Here is a 20,571-nt window from a genome sequence, read left to right as displayed (position 1 = left end):
GATCGCCGCGTCGGCCAGGGTGGCCGACGCGCGGGGCCTTGCTGAGGTGGGACCGCTTATGCCTTGTCGGTCCAGTACGGGTCCACCACGAGGGTGTCCGCTCCGGGCACGGTCGAGGCGGCGGACCAGGAGCCGCCGAGGACCTTGCCGTTGTCGGGCCGGGCGGCGAGGGAGAGCTGGGTGAAGATGCGGTAGCGGTCACCCCGGTAGACGGAGTGGGTGAACTCCACCACCCTGCCGTCCGCGTCCCGGGTCTCGCGCTCGAAGAGCAGCGCCGGGGCGTGCAGCGGGACGCCGAGCAGTTCCGCCTCGGCCTCGTCGACCACGGTGGGTTCGATGATCTGCGAGGCGTCGGTGAGCAGGATGCCGAACCTGCTTCCCAGCAGCCGGTAGAAGGATTCGACCTCCAGGTCGTGCGCGGTCAGCCCGGGCACCAGCGACTGCGGGACGTTCAGCTTCTCCACCGACATCGGGACGCCGTCCACCAGCCGGAGGCGGGTGATCCGCAGCACCTGCTCGCCGGGTGAGACCTGGAGCCGCCGGCCGATCCTGGGCCCGGCGGTGACGCTGCGGAAGTCCACCGTGCGGCTGGTCCAGACGCCGTCCACGCCGCCGACGCCGAGGGTGTGCCCGGCGGTCTGGGAGAGGTGCTGGGCGACCTTGGCCTTGGCCACGAACACGCCGCGGCCGTGCTCGCGGACCAGCAGGCCGTCCCGTACCAGGTCGTCGACGACCGAGCGCAGCGTGGGACGGGACACCTCCAGCTCCTCGCACAACTGCCGCTCCCCGGGGATCGGCGCGCCGACCCGGGTCACCTCGACCAGGTCGAGCAGGTGCTCCCGGATCCGCTCGCGTTTCCGCCAGTGGCTTTCGCTGCTGACCATTCGCTTACCAGTCTCCCTCGTATCTGGACCACACCAGGGGAGATTACCGCTGATCTCCCGCTCTGTGTCCCGGGCTGTGTCCCCGGGCTGTGTCCCGGTCGAGCGCCCCGGAGGCTCTTGACGTTGCCCAGAGCATGGCTCAGGATGTGCCAACTGGTCAATAAGTGGTCAGCATTCATTTCGGAGGTCCATGTGTCCGGAACCCAGGGCAGACCGACTGCCCGCAGCGCCCGACGCACTAGAGGCACCTGTGCCATGGCCCTTGTCGCGGCAGGCGTGCTGGTCGCGACGGCCTGCAGTGCCGGTGGCGGCCCGACCAAGGCGGACACCGGCGCCAACGACACCACCCCGGTCACCATCACCTTCTGGCACGGCTTCTCGTCCCCCCACGAGATCGCCTCGGTCGACGCGGTGCTGGCGAAGTTCCATCAGAAGTACCCGTACATCACCGTCAAGAGCGTCCCCGGGCAGACCGACGACAAGGTCAACCAGGCCATCCGCGGCGGCACCGCCCCGGACGTGGACGCCTCCTTCAACGCGAACAACGTCGGCGGCTGGTGCTCCACCGGCGCCTTCGAGGACCTCACCGCGGACATCGCGGCCGACCACGTCGACATGAGCCAGATCCCGAAAGCCGTCCAGTCGTACACCGCCTTCGGCGGCAAGCGCTGCACCATGCCGTGGCTCGCCGACACCTTCGGGCTGTACTACAACAAGAAGCTCTTCGCGGCAGCCGGGATCACCTCCCCGCCGAAGACCATGACCGAACTGGCCGCGGACGCCAGGAAGCTCACCACCTTCAACGCCGACGGGTCCATCAGGACCGCCGGGTTCATGCCCTACCTGGGGGCCTACCAGATGCTCACCGAGCACCTGGTCACCAGCTGGGGCGGCAGCTGGCTCAAGGCGGACGGCACCTCCAACGTCGGCGCCGACCCCGCCTTCGCGGCCGCGATGACCTGGCAGAAGAACCTGGTCGACTGGTTCGGCCAGGCCAAACTGGCCAAGTTCAAGGCAGGCATGCCGGACGAGTTCTCGGCGCAGAACTCCTTCGAGACCGGCAACCTCGCCATGATGGTGGACGGCGAGTGGCGCACCGCCTTCATCAAGAACGACAAGTCGACCGTCGACTACGCGACCGCCCCCATGCCCGCGGCCGACACCAAGCCACAGCTCTACGGCTCCGGCTACGTCGGCGGCAATGTGATCGGCATCCCCCGCGGCGCCAAGCACCCCGACGCCGCCTGGAAGCTGGTCAAGTTCCTCACCACCGACACCGATGCGGTGACCACGCTCGCCGATGCCATCGGCAACGTCCCCACCACGCTCGCGGCACTCGACTCCCCGTCGCTGACGCTGTCCAAGGACCCCGAGTTCGCCACCTTCCTGGAGGTGTTCAAGAACCCGCTCACCTCCACCACCCCGGCCAGCGCCGATGGCGGCGCCTACCTGACCAACTACGGCCTGTTCGCCAACAAGTGGCAGACCGGCCAGATCGCCGACCTCCAGGCCGGCCTGAGAGCCGTCGACAAGCAGAACAACGCCGCGCTCAGCCTCGGACAGTGAGACGGCACCGGCCATGAGCACACTGCCCCTCCCAGACGCACCGGCGCTGCGCACCAGGCGCCGCCGCAACCGGCTGCGCGTCCTCCTCTACCTCTCGCCCGGACTGGTCGGCTTCGCCGTCTTCCTCATCTATCCGCTGGCCATGACGGTCTGGCTGTCCTTCACCAACTCGAACATGTTCTCCCCGGCCCAGTTCGTCGGGCTGCGCAACTACCGCTTCATGCTGGACTCCGACCCGCAGCTGTGGCAGGCCGTCCGCAACACCGGCTGGCTGGTCGTCATCATGGTTCCGGCGCAGGTGCTCTTCGCTCTGGGCGTGGCCATGGTCACCGCACGGCTCAAGGCGGGCGCCGGCCTCTTCCGCACCCTGTTCTACCTGCCGGCGCTGGCCCCGCCGGTCGCCGCGACGGTCGCCTTCGTCTGCCTGTTCAACCCGGCCTCGGGGCCGGTGAACCACCTGCTGGGCCTGTTCGGCATCCAGGGGCCGCTCTGGTTCGACTCGCCGACCTGGTCCAAACCCGCGCTGACCCTGCTCTCGCTGTGGGGCAGCGGCACGGTGATGGTCATCTTCCTGGCGGCGCTGCTCGACGTGCCCGCCGAGCAGTACGAGGCGGCGGAACTGGACGGCGCGAACCCCTGGCAGCGGTTCCGCTACGTCACCCTGCCGGCGATCTCACCGGTCGTCCTGTTCGCGAGCGTGACCGGTGTGATCGCGGCGCTGCAGTACTTCACCCAGGCCGTCGTCGCCGCCAATGTCGCCAACGGCAGCATCCAGGCGGCCCCCGGCTACCCCGACGGCTCCACGATGACCTTCCCCGAGGAGCTCTACACCGCCGGCTTCAACCAGTTCCACGCGGGCTACGCCTGCGCCATGGCCGTGGTGCTCTTCGTGGTCGCGATGGCCTGCACCCTGGTCCTGCTCCGACGGGCCTCCGGATATGACCCCCAGCACACCCAGGAGTCCCCGCTGTGACGACCCACGCACCGGCGCGTCCCGCGCCCGCCCGCGCCATCTCGCCGCACCGGGCCGCCCGCAGCCGGGCCCGCCGCCGCAAGGCCCTGGTCTGGATCGCCCAGCACGCCGTCGCCGTCGGCCTGGCCTGCGCCTTCATCGGGCCGATCGTCTTCGTCCTGCTGACCTCGGTGATGACCGACCAGCAGTCGCTCAGCTCCCGACTGTGGCCCCGGCACTGGCAGTGGTCGAACTACACCGCGGTGTTCTCGACCGCCCCGTTCGGCACCTGGCTGCTGAACACCGTGGTATACGCGGTCACCGCCACCGCGGCCATGCTGCTCTCCAGCATCCCCGTCGCCTACGCCCTGGCGCGCTTCCGCTTCAAGGGCCGCAACACCGCGTTCCTCGCCGTCATCACCATGATGATGCTGCCGCCCCAGGTCCTGGTCATCCCGATGTACCTGATGTGGGCCCGGCTCCATCTGACCGGCACCATCTGGCCGTTGGTGATTCCCTCGCTCTTCGGCGACGCGTTCTCGGTCTTCCTGCTGCGCCAGTTCCTGCTCACCATCCCCGAGGACTACCTCAACGCCGCCAGGGTCGACGGCTGCAGCGAACTCAAGGTCCTCACCCGGGTCGTGCTGCCGATGATGCGCCCCGCCGTCGTCGCGGTCGCCCTCTTCGCCTTCTTCAACGCCTGGAACGACTACTACGGGCCGCTGATCTACACCGGCGAGACACCGTCCCACTGGACCCTGGCCGTCGGCCTGGCCAGCTTCAAGACCTCCCACGCGGTGCACTGGAACCTGACGATGGCGGCCACCGTCATCGCCATGGCGCCGGTGATCCTCGTGTTCCTCTTCGCCCAGAAAGCCTTCATCGAGGGCGTCACCCTGACAGGAGTCAAAGGTTGAAGATCACCGTTGTCGGCGGCGGATCGACGTACACCCCCGAACTGGTCGACGGCTTCGCCCGGCTCGGCTTCCCGGTCCGGGAGATAGCCCTGGTCGACCCCGACTCGCACCGGCTCGCCGTCATCGCCCCGCTGGCCAGGCGGATCCTGGCCCGGCAGGGCCACCCCGCCGAGATCACCACCACCGCCGACCCCGACCGGGGCATCGAGGGCGCCGACGCCGTACTGCTGCAACTGCGCATCGGCGGCCAGGACGCCCGCCACATCGACGAGACCCTTCCGCACGCGTGCGGCTGCATCGGCCAGGAGACCACCGGAGCCGGCGGCCTGGCCAAGGCCCTGCGCACCGTCCCCGTCGTGCTGGACATCGCCGAACGCGTCGCCAGGCTCGCCCCGCAGGCCTGGATCGTCGACTTCGCCAACCCGGTCGGCATCGTCACCCGCGCCCTGCTCGACGCCGGGCACAAGGCGGTGGGACTGTGCAACGTCGCCATCGGATTCCAGCGCACCTTCGCCGACTGGCTCGGCGTCGACCACCAGCGGATCACCCTGGACCACGTCGGCCTGAACCACCTCACCTGGGAACGCTCGGTACGGCTGGACGGCGTGGACGTCCTGCCGCAGCTGCTCGCCTCCCACGGCCAGGCCCTCGCCGACCGGCTGCACATGCCGATCGACGTGGTCCGTCGCCTGGGCGTGATCCCCTCCTACTACCTGCGCTACTTCTACGCCCACGACGAGGTCCTGGCCGAGCAGTTGGTCGAACCCTCCCGGGCCGAGCAGGTCGCCGCGATGGAACGCGAGCTGCTGAGGCTCTACGCCGACCCCGCGCTGGACGAGCTGCCCGCGCTGCTCACCCAGCGCGGCGGCGCCTACTACTCCGAGGCGGCCCTCCAGCTGGTGCACGCGCTCACCGCCGACACCGGCGACACCCTGGTCGCCAACGTCCGCAACAACGGCACGCTGCCGTTCCTGTCCGACGACGCCGTCATCGAGGTCCCCAGCCGGGTCGGCGCCCACGGTGCGACCGCCCTCCCGGTGGACCCGGTGGACCCGCTGTTCGCCGGACTCATCGCCCATGTCAGCGCCTACGAGGAACTGGCGCTGAGCGCAGCCCTGCGCGGCGGCGTCGAGCGCGTCTCCACCGCGCTGCTGGCCCACCCGCTGATCGGCCAGATCGACATGGCCGAACAGCTCGCCCACAAGCTCATCGCCGCCAACCGCGGACACCTGCGGTGGGCCTGATGGACCGTCAATCCGCACCTGGTCTGCTGCTGGCGGTCGACGGCGGCAACAGCAAGACCGACGTCGCCGTGCTCAGCACGGACGGCACAGTCCTGGGCCGGGCCCGGGGCCTGGGCTTCCGCCCCCAGGCGGACGGCCTCGACACGGCCATGGACCTGCTGGCCGGGATCCGGGCCCGGGCCCTGACCGCCGCCGGACTCGACCACGGGACCACGGTGGACGCCATCGCGGCCTTCCTCGCCGGGGCCGACCTGCCGCACGAGGTCCAGGCCCTGCGCCGGGCCGTCGCCGCCCGCGGCTGGGCCGCCGTCCAACGCGTCGACAACGACACCTTCGCCGTGCTGCGCGCAGGCGCCACCCGGCCCTGGGGCGTCGCCGTGGTCTGCGGCGCCGGCATCAACTGCGTCGGCGTCGCCGCGGACGGATCCACGACCGGCTTCCCGGCCCTGGGACCCATCTCCGGCGACTGGGGCGGTGGCGTCGACATCGGCGCCGCCGCGCTCTGGCACGCCGTCAGGGACGAGGACGGGCGGGGCCCGCAGACCCTGCTGCGCAAGGCTGTGACCAGCCACTTCGGAGTGAGCGAGGTCGCCGAGGTGACCGCGGCCCTGCACAGCGGCGACATCATCCCGCTGCGCCTGAGCGAACTCTGCCCAGCCGTGTTCGCCGCCTGCGACCAGGACGACCGGACCGCCCGGGCACTGGTGGACCGCCTCGCCGACGAGGTCGCTGCCATGGCCCTCACCATCCTGCGCCGCCTCGACCTGGGCGGCGCCACTGACCCCAGCGGGACCACCCACAGCGGGGACCAGGACACGGAAGTGGTCCTCGGCGGCAGCGTTCTGGCCTCGCGTCACCCGCACCTGCTCACCCGGATCGAGCGGCGGCTCGCCGACGAGGCACCCTGGGCCCGCCCGGTGGTCAGCACCGCCCCGCCGCTGCTCGGCGCCGCCCTCGCCGCCCTTGAGCTGCTCCCGGGGACGGACAATGGCCTCACCGCAGCGGCGGTGCGGCTGCGGCGAGACCTGGCGCCTGCGGGTCCGGTCGAGGCAGTCAGGGATTGAGGTAGGGATCCTTCGCCATGCGCGCGTAGGACGCGAGCGACGACGGCGAGGAGTTGATCTGCCAGTGCCGTTCCTTGTCGATGTCGAACCAGACGAACGCCTTGATCAGTGGGAACGTGGACTTCAGGGTGGGGACGACGGAGTCGATCCACTGCGCCTTACTGCCGCCGGTCTCGTCGGAGGCCATCTCGCCGATGATGATGGGCTTGCCCTTCGCGGCGAGCTTCGCGTAGATGTCGGCGAAGAGGTCCTTGAAGCTCTGCCACTCGAAGTTCGGGTCCGAGGTTCCCCAGTTGTAGCCGTCGACCCCGGTCCAGTCGACATAGCTGTCGCCGGGGTAGTAGCTCATCGTCGACGGGGCGTCGGCGCTGTCGGTGACGTTCGGGCACCAGGCCCAGACGACGTTGGTCGCGCCGCGGGCGACGAAGACGTCGTGGATGTGGCGGTAGGCGGCGATGTACTTCGCCGGGTCGTGTCCGCCCCAGCCCTCCTCCTCGTTCATCTCGGCCGCGAAGTCCAGGAAGAACTTCTTGCCCAGTGCCTTGGCGCCGTCGGCGCGGGCCCGGATCGTCGCGTCCAGCTTTCCGCTGATGATGTCGTTGAAGTCGACGTCGAACGGCTCCCAGTTGACCAGCGGGATGCGGCCGTCGGCGAGGTCGGCGCGCGTCGTCGGGGAGGCCGCCCAGTCGTCCGTCCAGTTGTAGTAGACGAGGTGGACGGCCGGCTTCCGGCCGATGCGGGCGTCGGTCTGGGCGATGCTCCCTGCGCCGTAGTAGTGGCCGAGCAGCGCGCCGTGCGCGGGAACGAGGATGTTCTTCGCCTTGCTCACCGCCAGGTCGGCGCCTTCGGCGTGGTCGAGCACCCGGTGGGTGAGGGCCGGTCCGGACCCGGAGCATGCGGTGGTGAACGCGGTGAGCGTCAACAGCAGTGCGGTTGCGCCTATGAATGAGGTGCTGGAGATCTTCACGGCCCCAGGATGCTGACCGGTTCATGAGGAGACGATGAAGCGGTCAGGAAGGGGCGTGCTCGGGAATCACGAGGGTGAGCAGCGCTCCTCCTCCGGGCGCCCCGGTCGCGTCGGCCGTTCCGCCGTGGAGCTCGGCGACCCACCGCACGATCGCCAGGCCGATGCCGGTGCCGCCGCGGCCGCCCGAGACCCGGTCCGCGAACATCCGCTCGCGCTCCGCAGCGGCGATCCCCGGACCGTGGTCCCGGACGGTCACGGTGCCCACCGCCACGTCCACCTCCACCGCCACGTCCACCTCCACCGATGCCGACTGGTCCCCGGGGACGCGGTCCGCCGACGCGCCGTGGCGGAGCGCGTTCTCCAGCAGGTTGCGCACCGCCTGCGCGAGGAGGTCGGGATCGCCGCGCACGATGGTCGGCTCTGTCGTCACCGCGACAGCCGCACCGCTGCCCGGGAACTCGTCGACCACCTGCTCGACCAGCTGGTCCAGCCGCAGCGGCGTGAGCTCCAGCGGACGGGAGCCCGCCTCGATCCGGGCCCGGACGAGCAGCCCGGCCACCAGCCGGCCCATATGGTCGACGAGTCGGACCGACTCGGCCATCGCCGAGGGCGAACGCTCCGGTGCGGCGCTGCCCGCCTCCATCACCAGGCGCAGCATCGCGAGTGGGGTGCGCAGTTCGTGGGCTGCCTCGGCCAGGAACTGCTCCTGCTGGTCCAGCGCCCGCAGGGCCGGACGCATGCTTCGCCCGGACAGCAGATGACCGGCTCCAGCGGAGAGGAGCACCAGGACCGCGCAGCCTGCGGCAAGCCGGCGGAGCAGCCCCTCGTGGCTCTGCTGTCCGGGCCCGGGGTCGATCGCGGTGAGGACGACGGCGCCGATGTCGTTGACGTCCCACACCGGTGCGGCGGCCCAGCGCAGCCGCCTGCCGTCGGCTCCCGGCTTCGTCGCCAGGAACGTCGTCTGGACCTCCAGCGTGGACGCCCACAGCGAGTCGAGTCCGGCCGCGCCGGGCAGCGCGGCGCCGGACGAGGGCCGGACCCATCGCACGCGGAGCGGGCCGCTGCCAGTGCGCTGGATCACGGCCGTCACCGTGGACACGCCGGCGAGCTCGTCCTCGGCGAGAGGTTCCAGGTGCAGCACGCCCTGGTCCATCCACACGGCGCGGGACAACGCCTCCGCGCGGCCGGCCACCTCCGAGTCGAGGCTGTGGGCCCGGGACCGGGTGTCGATGGCCGCGGCTATGAACACCAGCGCGATCAGGCAGGCGGCGCTGCAGGCCGCGTAGAGCAGCGTCATCGACCAGCGCAGCCGGCGCAGCCTGGCGACGGCGGGGCGGTCGGCGGTCACTCCGGCTCGCCGATCCGGTAGCCGGTGCCGCGGACGGCTTCGATCAGGTCGGGCGGCCCGAGTTTGCGGCGCAGCTGTCGGATCACCACGTCGACCACGTTCGACATCGGGTCGCTCTCGTCCCAGCAGCTCTCGATCAGCTCGCTGCGGGTGAGTACCTGCCCGGCCCGCAGCATCAGCGCCTCGAGCACGGCGAACTCCTTGGCGGTGAGCGTGAGCAGCACCCCGGCGCGGCGCACCCGCCGGCGCGGCAGGTCCATGGTCACGTCGCCCACGGTGAGCTCCGGCAGCCGCGGCGGCTGGTCCCGCCGGCACAGCGCGCGGACCCGGGCGACCAGCTCGGCCATGGCGAACGGCTTGACGAGGTAGTCGTCGGCGCCGTGCTCGAAGCCGGAGACCCGGTCGTCGAGGGTGCCGAAGGCGGTGAGCACCAGCACCGGGAAGGTACGGCCGTCGTCGCGCCACACCTTGAGCAGGTCGAGGGCGTCGCCGTCGGGCAGGCCGCGATCGGCGATCACGCAGTCGTAGGCGTTGACCGACACCTTGAGGTCGGCCTCCTGGAGGCGTTCCGCGAGATCGGCCGCGAACCCGGCGGCGCGCAGCCCGGCTGCGATCGCCGGGCCGAGTCCGGGATCGTCTTCCACCACGAGCACGCGCATGATCGCTCACCCTACCTGCGGACGCGTTCGGACCGCGGAATCGACGCGTCCGCGGCCGACCCGTGTTCGAGTCGACCGCGGACGCTCTGCTCAGTGCTGCTGTACGGCATGGGTCACTGCACGTAACAGACCTTCGCCGTGCCGGCGATCGGATCGCCGAACACGGTGTTGCCGCAGGGGGTGCCGCCGCTGAAACTGCCGTAGTAGTACTGGCCGTTGGCGCCGTAGGCGACTTCGTGGGCGCCGCTGAAGGAGCAGGTGCCGTTCTCGGCGGCGCATGCGGTCCAGGTGGTGAACGAGGGCGGTGCCGCGGTCAGGTAGCAGGACTTGGCGGTGCCCGGTGCGGGGTCGCCGAAGGTGGCGTTGGTGCAGGAGGCGCCGCCGGGCAGGGTGGCGTAGTTGTACGCGCCGTTGGCTCCGTAGGCGACGGTCATCACGCCGCTGAAGGCGCAGGTGGCGTTCTCGGCGGCGCAGGCGGTCCAGGTGGTGGCCGCCGGGGGTGGGGTCTCGGTGTAGCAGGCCTTCGCGGTGCCGGGTGCGGGGTCGCCGAAGACTGCGGTGGTGCAGGCGGTGGAGTTGCCCAGGGTGCCGTAGCTGAACTTCCCCGCGGCGCCGAAGGCCACCGTCTTGTGGCCGTCGACCGCGCAGGTCCCGTTCTCGACCGCGCACTGGGTCCAGGTGCCCGGCAGGGCCTGGTACTGGGTGGGGGCGATGGTGCCGGTGGCGGGGTAGCCGACGGTGTAGGAGCCCGGCGGCACGCCGCGGAGGTAGATGTCGTTTGCGTCCTGGTCGGCGCCGGTGATCCCGGCGGTGGCGGTGAAGGAACTCCCGTTCCAGACGACGGCGCCGTTGACGCTCACCACATGGTCCTGCCCGAACCTGGGGACGGCGATCACGCCGGTCGATCCGGTGTTGCTGGAGCTGTCGACCTGCATGCTGAAGCTGCCCGCGGCCGGGTGGTCGTAGCTGACGTGGACGGACTTGCCGGTCGTCACGGTCAGCGTGCCCTCGACGTGGGTGAGGTCGCCGGGATGCGGAACCACCTGGTAGGCAACACCGGCGGGGCCGGTCGGCGCGATGCCGAGCACGTCCGTGGTCAGCGCGCCGGTCGGCCCGGTCGACCAGCCGTGCGCCATGCTGGTGAACGAGCCGGGATAGGCGGACAGGCTGCCGTCGGCTCCGTAGCCCTCCCAGAAGGTACTCCCGGTCCCGATGGGCGAGTTGAGCATGTAGCCCCACTCGGAGCGGATCAGGTTCAGCGCGTTGGTGTCGTCGCCGGCGGTGAAGTGCGCGTACACCTCCATGGAGCCGGCGAAGGGTGAGATGTTGCTGTTGAACTCCGGGGTCTTCGCGCCGATGCTGCTCCAGTTGCCGCGCAGGTAGGCGGCGATGCTGGTGGCCTGTGCCGAGGAGGGGACGACTCCGTACCAGACGGCCAGGGAGTTGCCGTCCTGCGGGTGCAGGGAGCTGCTGGGGTTGTCCCGGTACGCCCCGGTGCCCGAGTCCCACAGCCGCGCGTTGATCTGGGTCCGCAGGGCGGCGGCCTGGCTGCTGTAACTGCTGGCCAGCGAGCTGTTGCCCTCGGCCTGCGCCAGCGAGGCACCGGTCGCCAGCACGTGGTAGAGCATCGCGTTGGCCTCGATGTTCTCACCGCCCTGGTCCCCGCGGGCCCAGTCCTGGGTGCCGGTGACGTTGAGCAGCCCGTCGCCGTCGACCTTGGCGGTGATGAAGTCGACGCCGCGCTGGTACTGCGACCAGATGCCGTCGAGCCAGCCCTTGTCGGCCGTTTCGAGGTAGTAGCCGGCGGTGCCGATCAGCGCCCACATATGGTAGGTGTCGGAGCTGTAGAGGTTGAACCCCGGTCCGCCCCAGGGGAGTTCGCCGGACGACTTCTGGTCGCCGTAGAGCGCGTTCAGCGAGTTGCGGGTGCCGAGTGTGTCGCCGGTGCTGACGTAGGCGGTGGGTGTGGAGATGCCCAGGTCGCCGGACCAGATCGAGCGGTCCCGCTTGGCGCCGTCCACCAGCACTTCGCTGCCCGAGCCGACCGAGCCGTTGTTCTCCCAGCCCGAGGACACCGGCGGGTAGACCCGGCCCTGGGCCGGATCGATGGTGTTCAACTGGACGGTGTAGGCGCCCGCGTACCAGATCCGGTTGAGCAGGTCGTCGTTGGAGTAGAAGTAGTCGGGGTAGGCGGCGGGGTCGGCGACGCCCGGCGCCGCGGTGAAGTCGAGCGAGACGCCGTCGACGTCGACCCAGCCGGACGAGTTGAGGAACAGCGTCAGGTAGCGGAAGCCGCCGCGGAGCTTGTCGGTCGGCATGGTGTAGCTGCCGGAGCCCGAGACGGAGGCGTAGATGGCGCCGTCCGTGCCACCGGCGGAGTTGTCACTGCTGGCGCCCACGTACTGGGGGGACTCGGTGAAGGCCAGTCCGACGCTCTGGCCGGCGTCGCTGGAGCCGGCGAAGTGCAGGGTGACGATGCCGCCGACCTCCTTGCCGAAGTCCAGGGTGACCGCGGAGCCCTTGCCGGTCAGCCGGGTGGACTGACCCGAGAGCAGGTTGGACGGACCGCTGACGGTGCCCGCGGTGCTGTGGACGGAGGCCGGGGACAGGGTCCGCGATGTGGGGGAGAGGTTGTAGGCGCTGCCCGGATCGGTCGCCGACGCGGCGGTCGCCCGGTCGGGCGAACCGAGAGTGGGGGTGACGAGCAGGGCTGCGCAGGCGCTGACGGTCAGCGCGAGGCGATACGCGCGATGCATGGGGGTCTCCTCCAGAGGGGTTCGACGGCGGCGTGTAACGATTCATTGCTCTGGCGTTGCACGCCGCCGTCGGGATGGTGCGTTCGCTCTGCTCGCGCTACTGCACGTAGCAGTTCTTGGCTGTCCCCGGAATGGGGTCGCCGAATACCGAATTGCCGCACCCGGTCGAGCTGCTGACGGTCCGGTAGTAGTACTGCCCACCGGCGCCGTAGGCGATTTCATGGGTGCCGCTGATGGAGCAGGTGCCGTTCTCGGCCGCGCAGGAGGTCCAGCTGCTGAAGGACGGTGGGGGTGCGATCACGTAGCAGGACTTGACGCTGCCGGAGGCCGGGTCGCCGAAGACGCTGTTGGAGCAGGCGGTGCCACCCGGGAGGGTGGCGTAGGCGTAGCTGCCATTGGCTCCGTAGGCGACGGTCATCACGCCGGCGAAGGAGCAGGTGCCGTTCTCGGCGGCGCACGAGGTCCAGGTGTTGGCCGCCGGGGGTGGGGTCTCGGTGTAGCAGGCCTTGACGGTGCCGGGGGCGGGGTCGCCGAAGACTGCGGTGGTGCAGGCGGTGGAGTTGCCCAGGGTGCCGTAGGTGAACGCGCCGTTGGCACCGAAGGCGACCGTCTTGTGGCCGTCGACCGCGCAGGTCCCGTTCTCGGACGCGCACTGCGTCCAGGTGCCCGGCAAGGCCGCGCCGCTGCCGCCGCCCGAACTGCCGCCGCCGGTGAACGGCTGGAAGGCCCGGGCGAAGTCACCCGTGGACTGGCTCAGACCGCTGCAGGTGCCGGAGGCGGTGGTCGACCCGGGGCAGCCGCCGTTGTCGCGGTTCTCGTCCCAGTAGGACAGCAGGGCGATGCCCTTGGACGCGTCGTAGCTCTCGACGCTGCTCGCGTCGGCGAGGGTGAAGATCTCACCCGGGCTGTCGTTCTGGCCGATCATCGGGGTGTCGCCGAGCCTCGCGTAGGCCGCGGCCGTGGAGATGCCGAAGGCGCTCGCGACCTGGCCGGCCGCGGCGTCCACGGCCTGGTTGGCCGCGCTGCCCATGTCCACGCCGGAGGTCCCGTAGTCCATCGTCATCAGGTTGACGACGTCGGGCGTGAAGCCGTTGGAGCGTGCGTTGTCGAGCAGGCTGACCCCGGAGCCGCTGAGGCCCGCGGAGGTGGCCGGCACGGTCAGCGAGATCGACAGCGAGCGGCCGTTGGAGCTCGCCCAGGAGCGCACCTCGGCCAGCGCCTTGTCGCGGCGGTCGATGCCGGCGGAGTTGGTCAGCGAGTTCGCCTCGATGTCGAAGTCGAGGTGCGACAGGTTGAAGGTGGTGACCACCGACTCGATCTGGGTCGCCGCCGCCTCGGGGGTGGAGCAGGCGTCGCCGATCTCGGTCAGGTTGTTGTCGGAGGTGTAGCCGCCGAAGGACACGGAGACGTCGCCGCCGACGGCGCGGAGGTTGTCGATCTGCGTCTGCAGGGCGGCCTGCCCGCCGATCGACCACTGACAGCCCGTCCCGTCGACGAAGGCGATGGTGAAGAACTTGGTGCCGTAGGAATTCGCGGCGTCGGTGAGGGTCAGGTTGTTCGACCAGGTGTCCGTGTACGGAGCGAACACATGCGCAGGCCAGGCGTTGGGGGACGAGGCCGCGACCGCCGGCGCGGCGGTGGTGAATCCGGAGACCGCGACTGCTCCGACCACCCCCAGTGCGGATAATGCGGAGGCGAACTTTCTGCGTGCGGACATACGTGCGCTTCCTCTCCCTGCTGTGAATCGATTCAGGCAGTGGCCACGATTGGTTTAGACCAAGTGGCGTGTGAGGTATTAGAGAAGCAGCCTGGACGGGTGCAGTCAAGACGTCTTACGGGGGTCACCTCGGAAGCCGGATCGTGAAGACCGTTCCGGCAGCAGAGGTGCTGGTCACCGTCACCGTGCCGCCGTGGGCCTCGACCAGCTGGCGCACGATGGCCAGCCCCAGACCGCTGCCGCCGGTCTGGCGGCTGCGGGACTTTTCCGCGCGCCAGAAACGCTCGAAGACATGCGGCAGGTTCTCGGAGCTGATCCCGGTACCCGTGTCGGTCACCTCGATCAGCGTCCGCGGCCCGTCCTGGCGGGCTCCCACCGTGACGCTGCCGCCCTCGGGAGTGTGCCGGATGCCGTTGGACACCAGGTTGCCGACCGCCTGGCGCAGCCTCAGCGGATCGGCCACCAGTCCCGGATCGCCCTCGGTCCGGGTCTCCAGGGTGACGCCGGCGGCCCGGGCGGCGTCCTGGTGCGCCGAGGCCACCTGCTGGAGCACCTCGCGCAGGCGGACCGGTTCGGGATGCAGCCGGAAGGTGTCCGCGTCGGCGGCGGCCAGGTCGCGCAGGTCGTCGATGATGTGCTGCAGCAGCAGCGCCTCCTGCAGCAGGGCGGAGACCAGCTCCGCATCCGGGGCCGCCACGCCGTCCTGGACGGCCTCCAGCCAGCCGCGGATGTTGCTCAGCGGCGTGCGCAGCTCGTGCGCCACATCGCTGACCATCGCCTCGCGCTGCTGCTCGATGCGTTCGCGGCGCTGCGAGAGGTCGTTCAGCGCGGCTGCCAGGTAGCCGATCTCGTTCCTGCCCCGGACCGGAACCCGGGCATGCGGCTCGTCGGGCCGCTGGGCCGCCTCGGCCAGCGCCCGCAGCGGCCGGACCAGCCGGGTGGCCACCAGCACGGTGACGGCCACGGTCACGGCCAGGACCAGCGCGGTCACCTCCACGATGCGGATCGTGTTGGCCCGGGACAGGTCGAACACCGAGCCGGGGGTCCGGGCCGGGCTGGTCACGAAGAGCAGCGCGGCAGGGGCGACATAGGGGGCGAGCTGCTCCCGGCGACCGGATTCGATGCAGGTCGCGATGGTCTGGGCGGCCTTCTTGGAGGTGGTCGGCCGCCCGGTCCAGGAGTAGTCGAGGTCGACCTCGACCGGCGGAATCCCCTGCCGGGTCAGACAGGAGTTGACCAGGCCGTCGAGTTCGGCGAGTGCCTTCGCCTCGCTCTCGGTGGGGAAGAGCAGCGGTTTGGAGTTGCATTTGTCGATCACCAGCAGGCCGGCGTAGCCGCTGTTGGTGACGACGCTCGGCCGCCCGCCGGGGCTGGTGGTGATCCGGGCGGTCTGCCCCATCTCCTCCAGGCAACTGACCGTCGTGTCAGCGGCGTTGAGCAGGTCCGCCTGCTCCTTGCCGCTGAGCTGGAACGGACCGGTGGCCTGAGCGGCGATCCGGCTGGCCCCGGAGCCGGGCGCGAGAGCGGGGTCCACGTTGAGGGGGTCCACGACGGCGGAGGCCTGGGACGGCAGTGGCGAGCGGCCGGCGGGGGCGGGGTTCGCCGCGGGCTGGGAGTCGGCGACGGGGGCGCGTGTGGAGGTGGTGAGTGCGACGCGGCGGCCGGTGCTGCGCGCCAGGGCGGCGACGGTGGGGCCGACTCCGTCCCAGCTGTGGTGGGTGGCGGCGAAGTCCAGCAGCGTGCTGTAGATGGTGGCGTCCTGGGACAGCGCCTGGCTCTGCTGCTGCTCGATGGCCCGCGAGGTGGACTTCACCGCGAGCCATGCGGTCGCCGCGGTCGAGCAGACGGCCACGAGCACGGAGGTGGCCAGCAGCCGTACCACCAGGCTCCTGCGCAGCGGAACACTACGGGGCACGTCGCCGCCCGCCCGTTCCGTCGGTGAGTTTGTAGCCCACGCCGAACACGGTGACCAGGCGCGCCGGACGGCGGGGGTCGGCCTCGATCTTCTTGCGCAGGTTCATCACATGCATGTCGATGGCGCGTTCGGTGGTGCCCAGGTCCAGACCGTGGATCTCCTGCAGCAGTTGGGAGCGGTGGAAGACCCGGTCGGGCTGCGCCGCCATGGCCGACAGGATCTCGAACTCCCCGCGGGTGCACTCCACTTGGGCGGCGCCGATGGTCACCCGGTGGCCCCGCGGGTCGACCCGGAGGTCGCCCACGTGCAGGACCCCGTCCCGCCAGGGGCTGCCGTCCCGGGTCCGGCGCAGCAGGGTGCGGACCCGGGCCATCAGCTCCCGGGGGCTGTAGGGCTTGGTCATGTAGTCGTCTGCGCCCAGGTCCAGGCCCAGCAGCAGATCGTCCTCGCTGGTGCGGGCGGTGAGCATCAGCACCGGCACCTCGCTCTCCCGGCGCAGGGTCCGGCAGACCTCCAGACCGTCCATGTCGGGCATCATCACGTCGAGGATGACCAGATCCGGGCGCCGGCGGCGGGCCTGCTCCAGCGCGGCGCGCCCGTTGTGGGCGACGACGGCGGTGTGACCCTCGTGCTCCAGATAGCGCCGGACGAGTTCGGCCTGCATGGTGTCGTCCTCGGCAACCAGGACACATGTACGCATGACCGTGATCCTAAACAGCCCCGATCCTGGAAAACACCGGGCGGGGGAGCCGGAGCCACAATCTGACAATTATCTGACAGGTTGACGTATGCCGATATGGGCATATGATGGATCCATGGCGAGAGCTGCGACCACGACGGACGCGTTCAACGCCGTCGCCGAACCCCGGCGGCGGGAGATCCTCGACGCCCTGGCGCGGGGCGAGCGGTCCGTCACCGACCTGGTCGAACAACTCGGCGTGGCGCAGCCGGTGGTGTCCAAACACCTGCGGGTGCTGCGCGAGGTCGGGCTCGTCCGGTTCCGCGACGAGGGCCGTCAGCGGATGTACCGGCTCGAACCGGCGCCGCTGCGCGAGGTCTACGAGTGGGTCAAGGACTACGAACGGCTCTGGACCGAGCGCTTCGAACTGCTGGACGCGGTGCTCGATGACCTCAAGGGGCAGCAGGCGGAACCCGGCCGCCACGGATCGCAACCAGCTGAACCGGAAACAACGGACAAGGAGCGGGAACCATGACTGCGACGAACCACCGGCGGGCGACCGTCACCACCCCCACCGACACCCAGATCCTGATCACGCGCGAGTTCGACGCGCCCCGGGAGCTGGTGTACCGGGCCTTCACCACCCCGGCGCTGCTGCGCCGCTGGTGGCACGCCAACCGCGCCGAGGTGACCGGCATTGAGATGGACGTACGCGTCGGCGGCAGCTGGCGCTGGGAGGCGAAGGCCTTCAACGGCTACGAGTTCGCCTTCTACGGCGAGTACCGGGAGGTCGTCCCGGACGAGCGCCTGGTCACCACGGAGACCTTCTCCGGCGTCCCCGACGCCCAGGCGCTCAACACCACGACGTTCACCGAGAAGGACGGCCGGACCTACCTGGAGATTCTGGTCGAGCACCAGACGCAGGCCAATCGGGACGGTCACCTGCAGTCCGGCATGGAGGACGGCATGCAGGATGCGCTGACCCTGCTGGAGGAGCTGGTGCACGAGCAGATCTGAGCCCGCGCGGCCTGCTGGTCGGCCGCAGGTCCGGCCACTCGTGCGGGTCAGGGGGCGGTGTCGCTGACCCCCGGGCTCGCGGCGTACGCCTCGATCGGCGTCATGCCGACCCCGTTGACCTGCACGGTGTACTGGTTGCCCACATGGGCACAGGAGTTGACCTGGTTGCCGATCTGGGCGTGGGCGCCGTCCAGGGCTGGAGGCGCACTGGTGCGGGCCGGGCTCGGCAGCGCCGCCCTGGTCGCGGCCGGGGCGGGGGCGGGGGCACCTGCGGCAGCGGCCGTGGCCGTGGCCGTGGCCGTGGAGGCCGTGGAGGCCGTGGCACCGGCGGACGCGGTGGGCGCCGCGCCGGCCGCGGTGAGCGAGCGGTCGTTGATGATCGCGTCGAACAGCTGGTGCGCCTTGGCGTCGACGACGACCCGGTTGGGGTCCTGCGGGTCGGCGTGGGTCTGCATCGTGGTGAGGGTGATCCGGTCCGCGGGCACCTTGCCCAGGTCCTCGCCGAGCCCGATCAGTTTGGCGAGACTGCCCAGGCCGGTGTCCACGGTCAGTGCCTTGGTCGCGGCGTTCGCCAGCCGCCACAGCGCGGCGGGGTCGCTGAGGGTGCCCGCGCTCTTGATCCTGTTGATCATCTGAGTGATGAACACATGCTGGGCGTAGGTACGGCCCAGGTCGCTGCCGTCGTCGAAACCGTGCCGGGTCCGCAGGAACGCCAGCGCCGCCGCACCCTGCAGGGTGTGCGTGCCCTTGGCGAGCTTGAGGCCCGAGTACGGGTCGTAGACATTGTTGTCGACGCAGACGTTCACCCCGCCGACCGCGTCGGACATATTCACCACACCGCTGAAGTCGATCATGACGAAATGGTCGATGGGTATCCCGGTGAGCTTGTGCACCGCTGCCACCGAGCACGCCGGGCCGTACTGCAGGGCGCTGTTGATCTGGCTGTAGGAACCGGACGTATGGTCCCCGCTCTGAGGGTCGGTGCAGGCCGGGGTGTCCATCATGGTGTCGCGCGGGATGCTCATCACCGTGGCGTTGCTGCGGTCCGCCGACAGGTGCACCAGCATCTCGACGTCGGCGTTCGCGCCGGGCCCGCAGTCGCCGCCGATCCGGCAGTCGGCGGCGCTGCTGCGGGTGTCCGACCCGATCAGCAGGATGTTGAGCGGGGTGTGGCCGAAGGCGTCGGGTTTCTCGGTGCCCAGACCGCTGTTCCGTTGGCTGCCGCCTGCCTGGGTGACGTGCGGGGTGTCGGTGTAGAGCGAGGCGGTCCTGATATTGCTGTTGAGGCGCTCGTACGCGTAGCCGAAGCCGGCGACTCCCACGACGAGGACGCCGGCGGCGGCGAACGACAGAACCCTCGACGCCTTCCTCCGGCCGTCGCGTCGCTTCCCGTCCCCGGGAACGGCAGACTCTGCGTCACTCATACCCGCAGCTCCATGACTTGGTTCGGCATGGCGGGGACGGTAGCGAAGAGTTGTCAGAAACCGATCAGCTGTGAGCGGTCTACTCCAGCATGGCGAGGAACCGCTCCGCGAAGAGATAGGCGTCGCCGGGCCAGCGGGCCGAGAGGTAGTTGCCGTCCTCGACGACGAACGCTGGGCGATGGTCGGTGGCGGTGCCGCGCCGTGACAGCGTGCGCGGGCCGCGCCGGAAGTCGGCCGGCGAGGCGAGCGCGGCCGCGACCTCGTCCTGCACGTAGGCGGGGTAGGTGCGGTAGTAGCGGCCGAGGCGCCAGGCGGTCAGCAGATAGGCGGATCGCTCCAGGAACTCGGGCAGGCAGGTGGTGCGGCGCCCGTGCAGCACACTGCGGCCGGTGGCCGGGTCCTGCGCACGGGCGAGCACCAGCGGACCGTGGCAGATCGCCGCGACCGGCCGTCCGAGTCGCCAGAACTCGGCGACCTTCTGCTGCAGCACCGCCGATCCCAGGTACTGCCGCATGCCGGGAGCATGCCCGCCGGCCAGCAGCAGGCCGTCGTAGTCGGCGGCCACGAGATCCTGCCAGGCGACGGCCCCGCGAAAGCCCGGGTCGGCCACCATGCGGTGGTAGAACCGCGCGGGCTCCGGCTCGGCGCCGAGCCTCCCGAAGAGGACCCCGTCCAGCAGCCTCGGATCGGCGGCGGGAGCGGCCCCCTGACGCTCCGTCGCCACCACCACCTCATGGCCCGCCTCGGTCAGCATCTGCCAGGGAACGGCCACCTCGGTGACGTCGAAGTCGCGGTCGGGCAGGGGCATCAGTATCCGCATGGGGCCATCTTCCGCGGACGGGTCGGACCGATCAACCGACTCACGCGGGCCCCGTGCTCGATGCGTCCTTCGCGGCGGCGCGCACCTACACCGGCCACGTCCTGAGCGCGCTCGGCTGGGGCACCCACAGCCTCGCCCCCCTCTCCTTCCGCGGGCCGCCTACTCGGGTGTCTTCACTCTGCTGCCCACGTTCGTGGCGTTGTCGATGTGTTCCTCGACCCAGGTCCGCAGGAGGCGCAGCGGCACGGCTGCGCTGCGGCCGAGGGCGGTCAGGGCGTACTCCACGTGCAGGGGCACTGCGGGATAGACGGTGCGGTCCACGAGCCCCGCGTCCTCCAGGCGTCGCAGGGTCTGGGTGAGCACCTTGGGGCTGACGCCCTGCAGGAGTCGTTGCAGCGCGCCGAAGCGCTGAGGGCCGTCGTCCAGAGCCCCGATGGCCAGGGCGGACCACTTGTTCGCCAGCAGATCCAGCATGGCGCGGCAGGGGCACTGGGCCGAGTAGACGTCGTGATGGGCGTGCTGGCCGGTCAGGCAGTCGGTGGTCACGAGAGCACTCCTCAGCTGCATGCTTCCCAATGGGAAGTAGGTTCCCTTGATGGTAACCACCCCGCCGGGGCTACGGTCAAACCCGTTGGACCGAGG

The 20,571-nt window shown here is 70.4% G+C and carries 18 protein-coding genes; 7 read left to right on the top strand and 11 right to left on the bottom strand.

What is annotated here, in order from left to right; genetic code table 11:
• Window positions 1–56: 56 nt before the first annotated feature.
• Window positions 57–884 (bottom strand): GntR family transcriptional regulator, encoded by an 828-nt coding sequence (locus ABH941_RS16830; RefSeq protein ID WP_370130050.1) that lies wholly within the window; start codon window positions 882–884, stop codon window positions 57–59.
• Between the two features lie 255 nt (window positions 885–1,139).
• On the opposite strand from ABH941_RS16830, the gene ABH941_RS16825 reads away from it, so the two are divergent.
• From ABH941_RS16825 to ABH941_RS16805, 5 genes are read left to right on the top strand one after another with little or no spacing between them, the layout of a single operon-like run.
• Window positions 1,140–2,450, top strand: coding sequence for an ABC transporter substrate-binding protein (locus ABH941_RS16825; protein WP_370130049.1), 1,311 nt, complete (start codon window positions 1,140–1,142; stop codon window positions 2,448–2,450).
• 13 nt (window positions 2,451–2,463) lie between these two features.
• Window positions 2,464–3,423, top strand: coding sequence for a carbohydrate ABC transporter permease (locus ABH941_RS16820; RefSeq protein WP_370130048.1), 960 nt, complete (start codon window positions 2,464–2,466; stop codon window positions 3,421–3,423).
• Window positions 3,420–4,319: a carbohydrate ABC transporter permease gene (locus ABH941_RS16815; RefSeq protein WP_370130047.1), complete on the top strand. Its 900-nt coding sequence runs from the start codon at window positions 3,420–3,422 to the stop codon at window positions 4,317–4,319. The genes ABH941_RS16820 and ABH941_RS16815 overlap by 4 nt, the downstream gene beginning before the upstream one ends.
• Window positions 4,316–5,563, top strand: a complete 1,248-nt coding sequence (locus ABH941_RS16810; protein ID WP_370130045.1) for a 6-phospho-beta-glucosidase — start codon at window positions 4,316–4,318, stop codon at window positions 5,561–5,563. Before ABH941_RS16815 ends, ABH941_RS16810 begins: the two co-directional genes overlap by 4 nt.
• The gene (locus tag ABH941_RS16805; RefSeq protein WP_370130044.1) at window positions 5,563–6,627 is read left to right on the top strand and encodes an N-acetylglucosamine kinase; all 1,065 of its coding nucleotides are present in this window, start codon (window positions 5,563–5,565) and stop codon (window positions 6,625–6,627) included. The genes ABH941_RS16810 and ABH941_RS16805 overlap by 1 nt, the downstream gene beginning before the upstream one ends.
• Here the strand turns inward: ABH941_RS16805 and ABH941_RS16800 are convergent.
• From ABH941_RS16800 to ABH941_RS16770, 7 genes are all read right to left on the bottom strand, one after another.
• Entirely contained in the window at window positions 6,617–7,594 is a 978-nt protein-coding gene (locus ABH941_RS16800; RefSeq protein WP_370130042.1) for a glycoside hydrolase family 26 protein, read from the bottom strand. The genes ABH941_RS16805 and ABH941_RS16800 overlap by 11 nt on opposite strands.
• A gap of 43 nt (window positions 7,595–7,637) precedes the next feature.
• Window positions 7,638–8,942 (bottom strand): sensor histidine kinase, encoded by a 1,305-nt coding sequence (locus tag ABH941_RS16795; RefSeq protein ID WP_370130041.1) that lies wholly within the window; start codon window positions 8,940–8,942, stop codon window positions 7,638–7,640.
• Window positions 8,939–9,601 carry a winged helix-turn-helix domain-containing protein gene (locus ABH941_RS16790; RefSeq protein ID WP_370130040.1) on the bottom strand — a complete coding sequence of 221 codons (663 nt, stop codon included), beginning with the start codon at window positions 9,599–9,601 and terminating at the stop codon, window positions 8,939–8,941. Before ABH941_RS16790 ends, ABH941_RS16795 begins: the two co-directional genes overlap by 4 nt.
• A 113-nt stretch (window positions 9,602–9,714) precedes the next feature.
• Complete coding sequence (locus tag ABH941_RS16785) at window positions 9,715–12,357, bottom strand: alpha-L-rhamnosidase (RefSeq protein ID WP_370130038.1); 2,643 nt, start codon at window positions 12,355–12,357, stop codon at window positions 9,715–9,717.
• Between the two features lie 97 nt (window positions 12,358–12,454).
• A complete protein-coding gene (locus ABH941_RS16780) occupies window positions 12,455–14,074 on the bottom strand; it encodes a glycosyl hydrolase family 18 protein (RefSeq protein ID WP_370130037.1) in 1,620 nt (539 codons plus the stop codon).
• A 124-nt stretch (window positions 14,075–14,198) separates the two neighbouring features.
• On the bottom strand, window positions 14,199–15,989 hold the full coding sequence (locus ABH941_RS16775) for an ATP-binding protein (protein ID WP_370130036.1): 1,791 nt from the start codon (window positions 15,987–15,989) through the stop codon (window positions 14,199–14,201).
• Window positions 15,979–16,689, bottom strand: a complete 711-nt coding sequence (locus ABH941_RS16770; RefSeq protein WP_370130035.1) for a response regulator transcription factor — start codon at window positions 16,687–16,689, stop codon at window positions 15,979–15,981. Before ABH941_RS16770 ends, ABH941_RS16775 begins: the two co-directional genes overlap by 11 nt.
• A gap of 115 nt (window positions 16,690–16,804) precedes the next feature.
• On the opposite strand from ABH941_RS16770, the gene ABH941_RS16765 reads away from it, so the two are divergent.
• Complete coding sequence (locus tag ABH941_RS16765) at window positions 16,805–17,203, top strand: ArsR/SmtB family transcription factor (RefSeq protein WP_370130034.1); 399 nt, start codon at window positions 16,805–16,807, stop codon at window positions 17,201–17,203.
• Window positions 17,200–17,685, top strand: coding sequence for an SRPBCC family protein (locus ABH941_RS16760; protein WP_370130033.1), 486 nt, complete (start codon window positions 17,200–17,202; stop codon window positions 17,683–17,685). Before ABH941_RS16765 ends, ABH941_RS16760 begins: the two co-directional genes overlap by 4 nt.
• A gap of 47 nt (window positions 17,686–17,732) precedes the next feature.
• Here the strand turns inward: ABH941_RS16760 and ABH941_RS16755 are convergent, their stop codons facing one another.
• From ABH941_RS16755 to ABH941_RS16745, 3 genes are all read right to left on the bottom strand, one after another.
• On the bottom strand, window positions 17,733–19,109 hold the full coding sequence (locus ABH941_RS16755; RefSeq protein WP_370130032.1) for an LCP family protein: 1,377 nt from the start codon (window positions 19,107–19,109) through the stop codon (window positions 17,733–17,735).
• Between the two features lie 79 nt (window positions 19,110–19,188).
• Window positions 19,189–19,929, bottom strand: a complete 741-nt coding sequence (locus tag ABH941_RS16750; RefSeq protein ID WP_370130030.1) for a type 1 glutamine amidotransferase domain-containing protein — start codon at window positions 19,927–19,929, stop codon at window positions 19,189–19,191.
• A 159-nt stretch (window positions 19,930–20,088) separates the two neighbouring features.
• Window positions 20,089–20,475, bottom strand: a complete 387-nt coding sequence (locus tag ABH941_RS16745; protein ID WP_370130029.1) for a winged helix-turn-helix transcriptional regulator — start codon at window positions 20,473–20,475, stop codon at window positions 20,089–20,091.
• Between the last annotated feature and the right edge of the window lie 96 nt (window positions 20,476–20,571).

The organism is Streptacidiphilus sp. EB103A (genome assembly GCF_041261405.1).
Classification (GTDB): domain Bacteria; phylum Actinomycetota; class Actinomycetes; order Streptomycetales; family Streptomycetaceae; genus Streptacidiphilus.
Note: the sequence above shows the minus strand (reverse complement) of the source record. Positions and strands in the feature narration are given on the sequence as shown.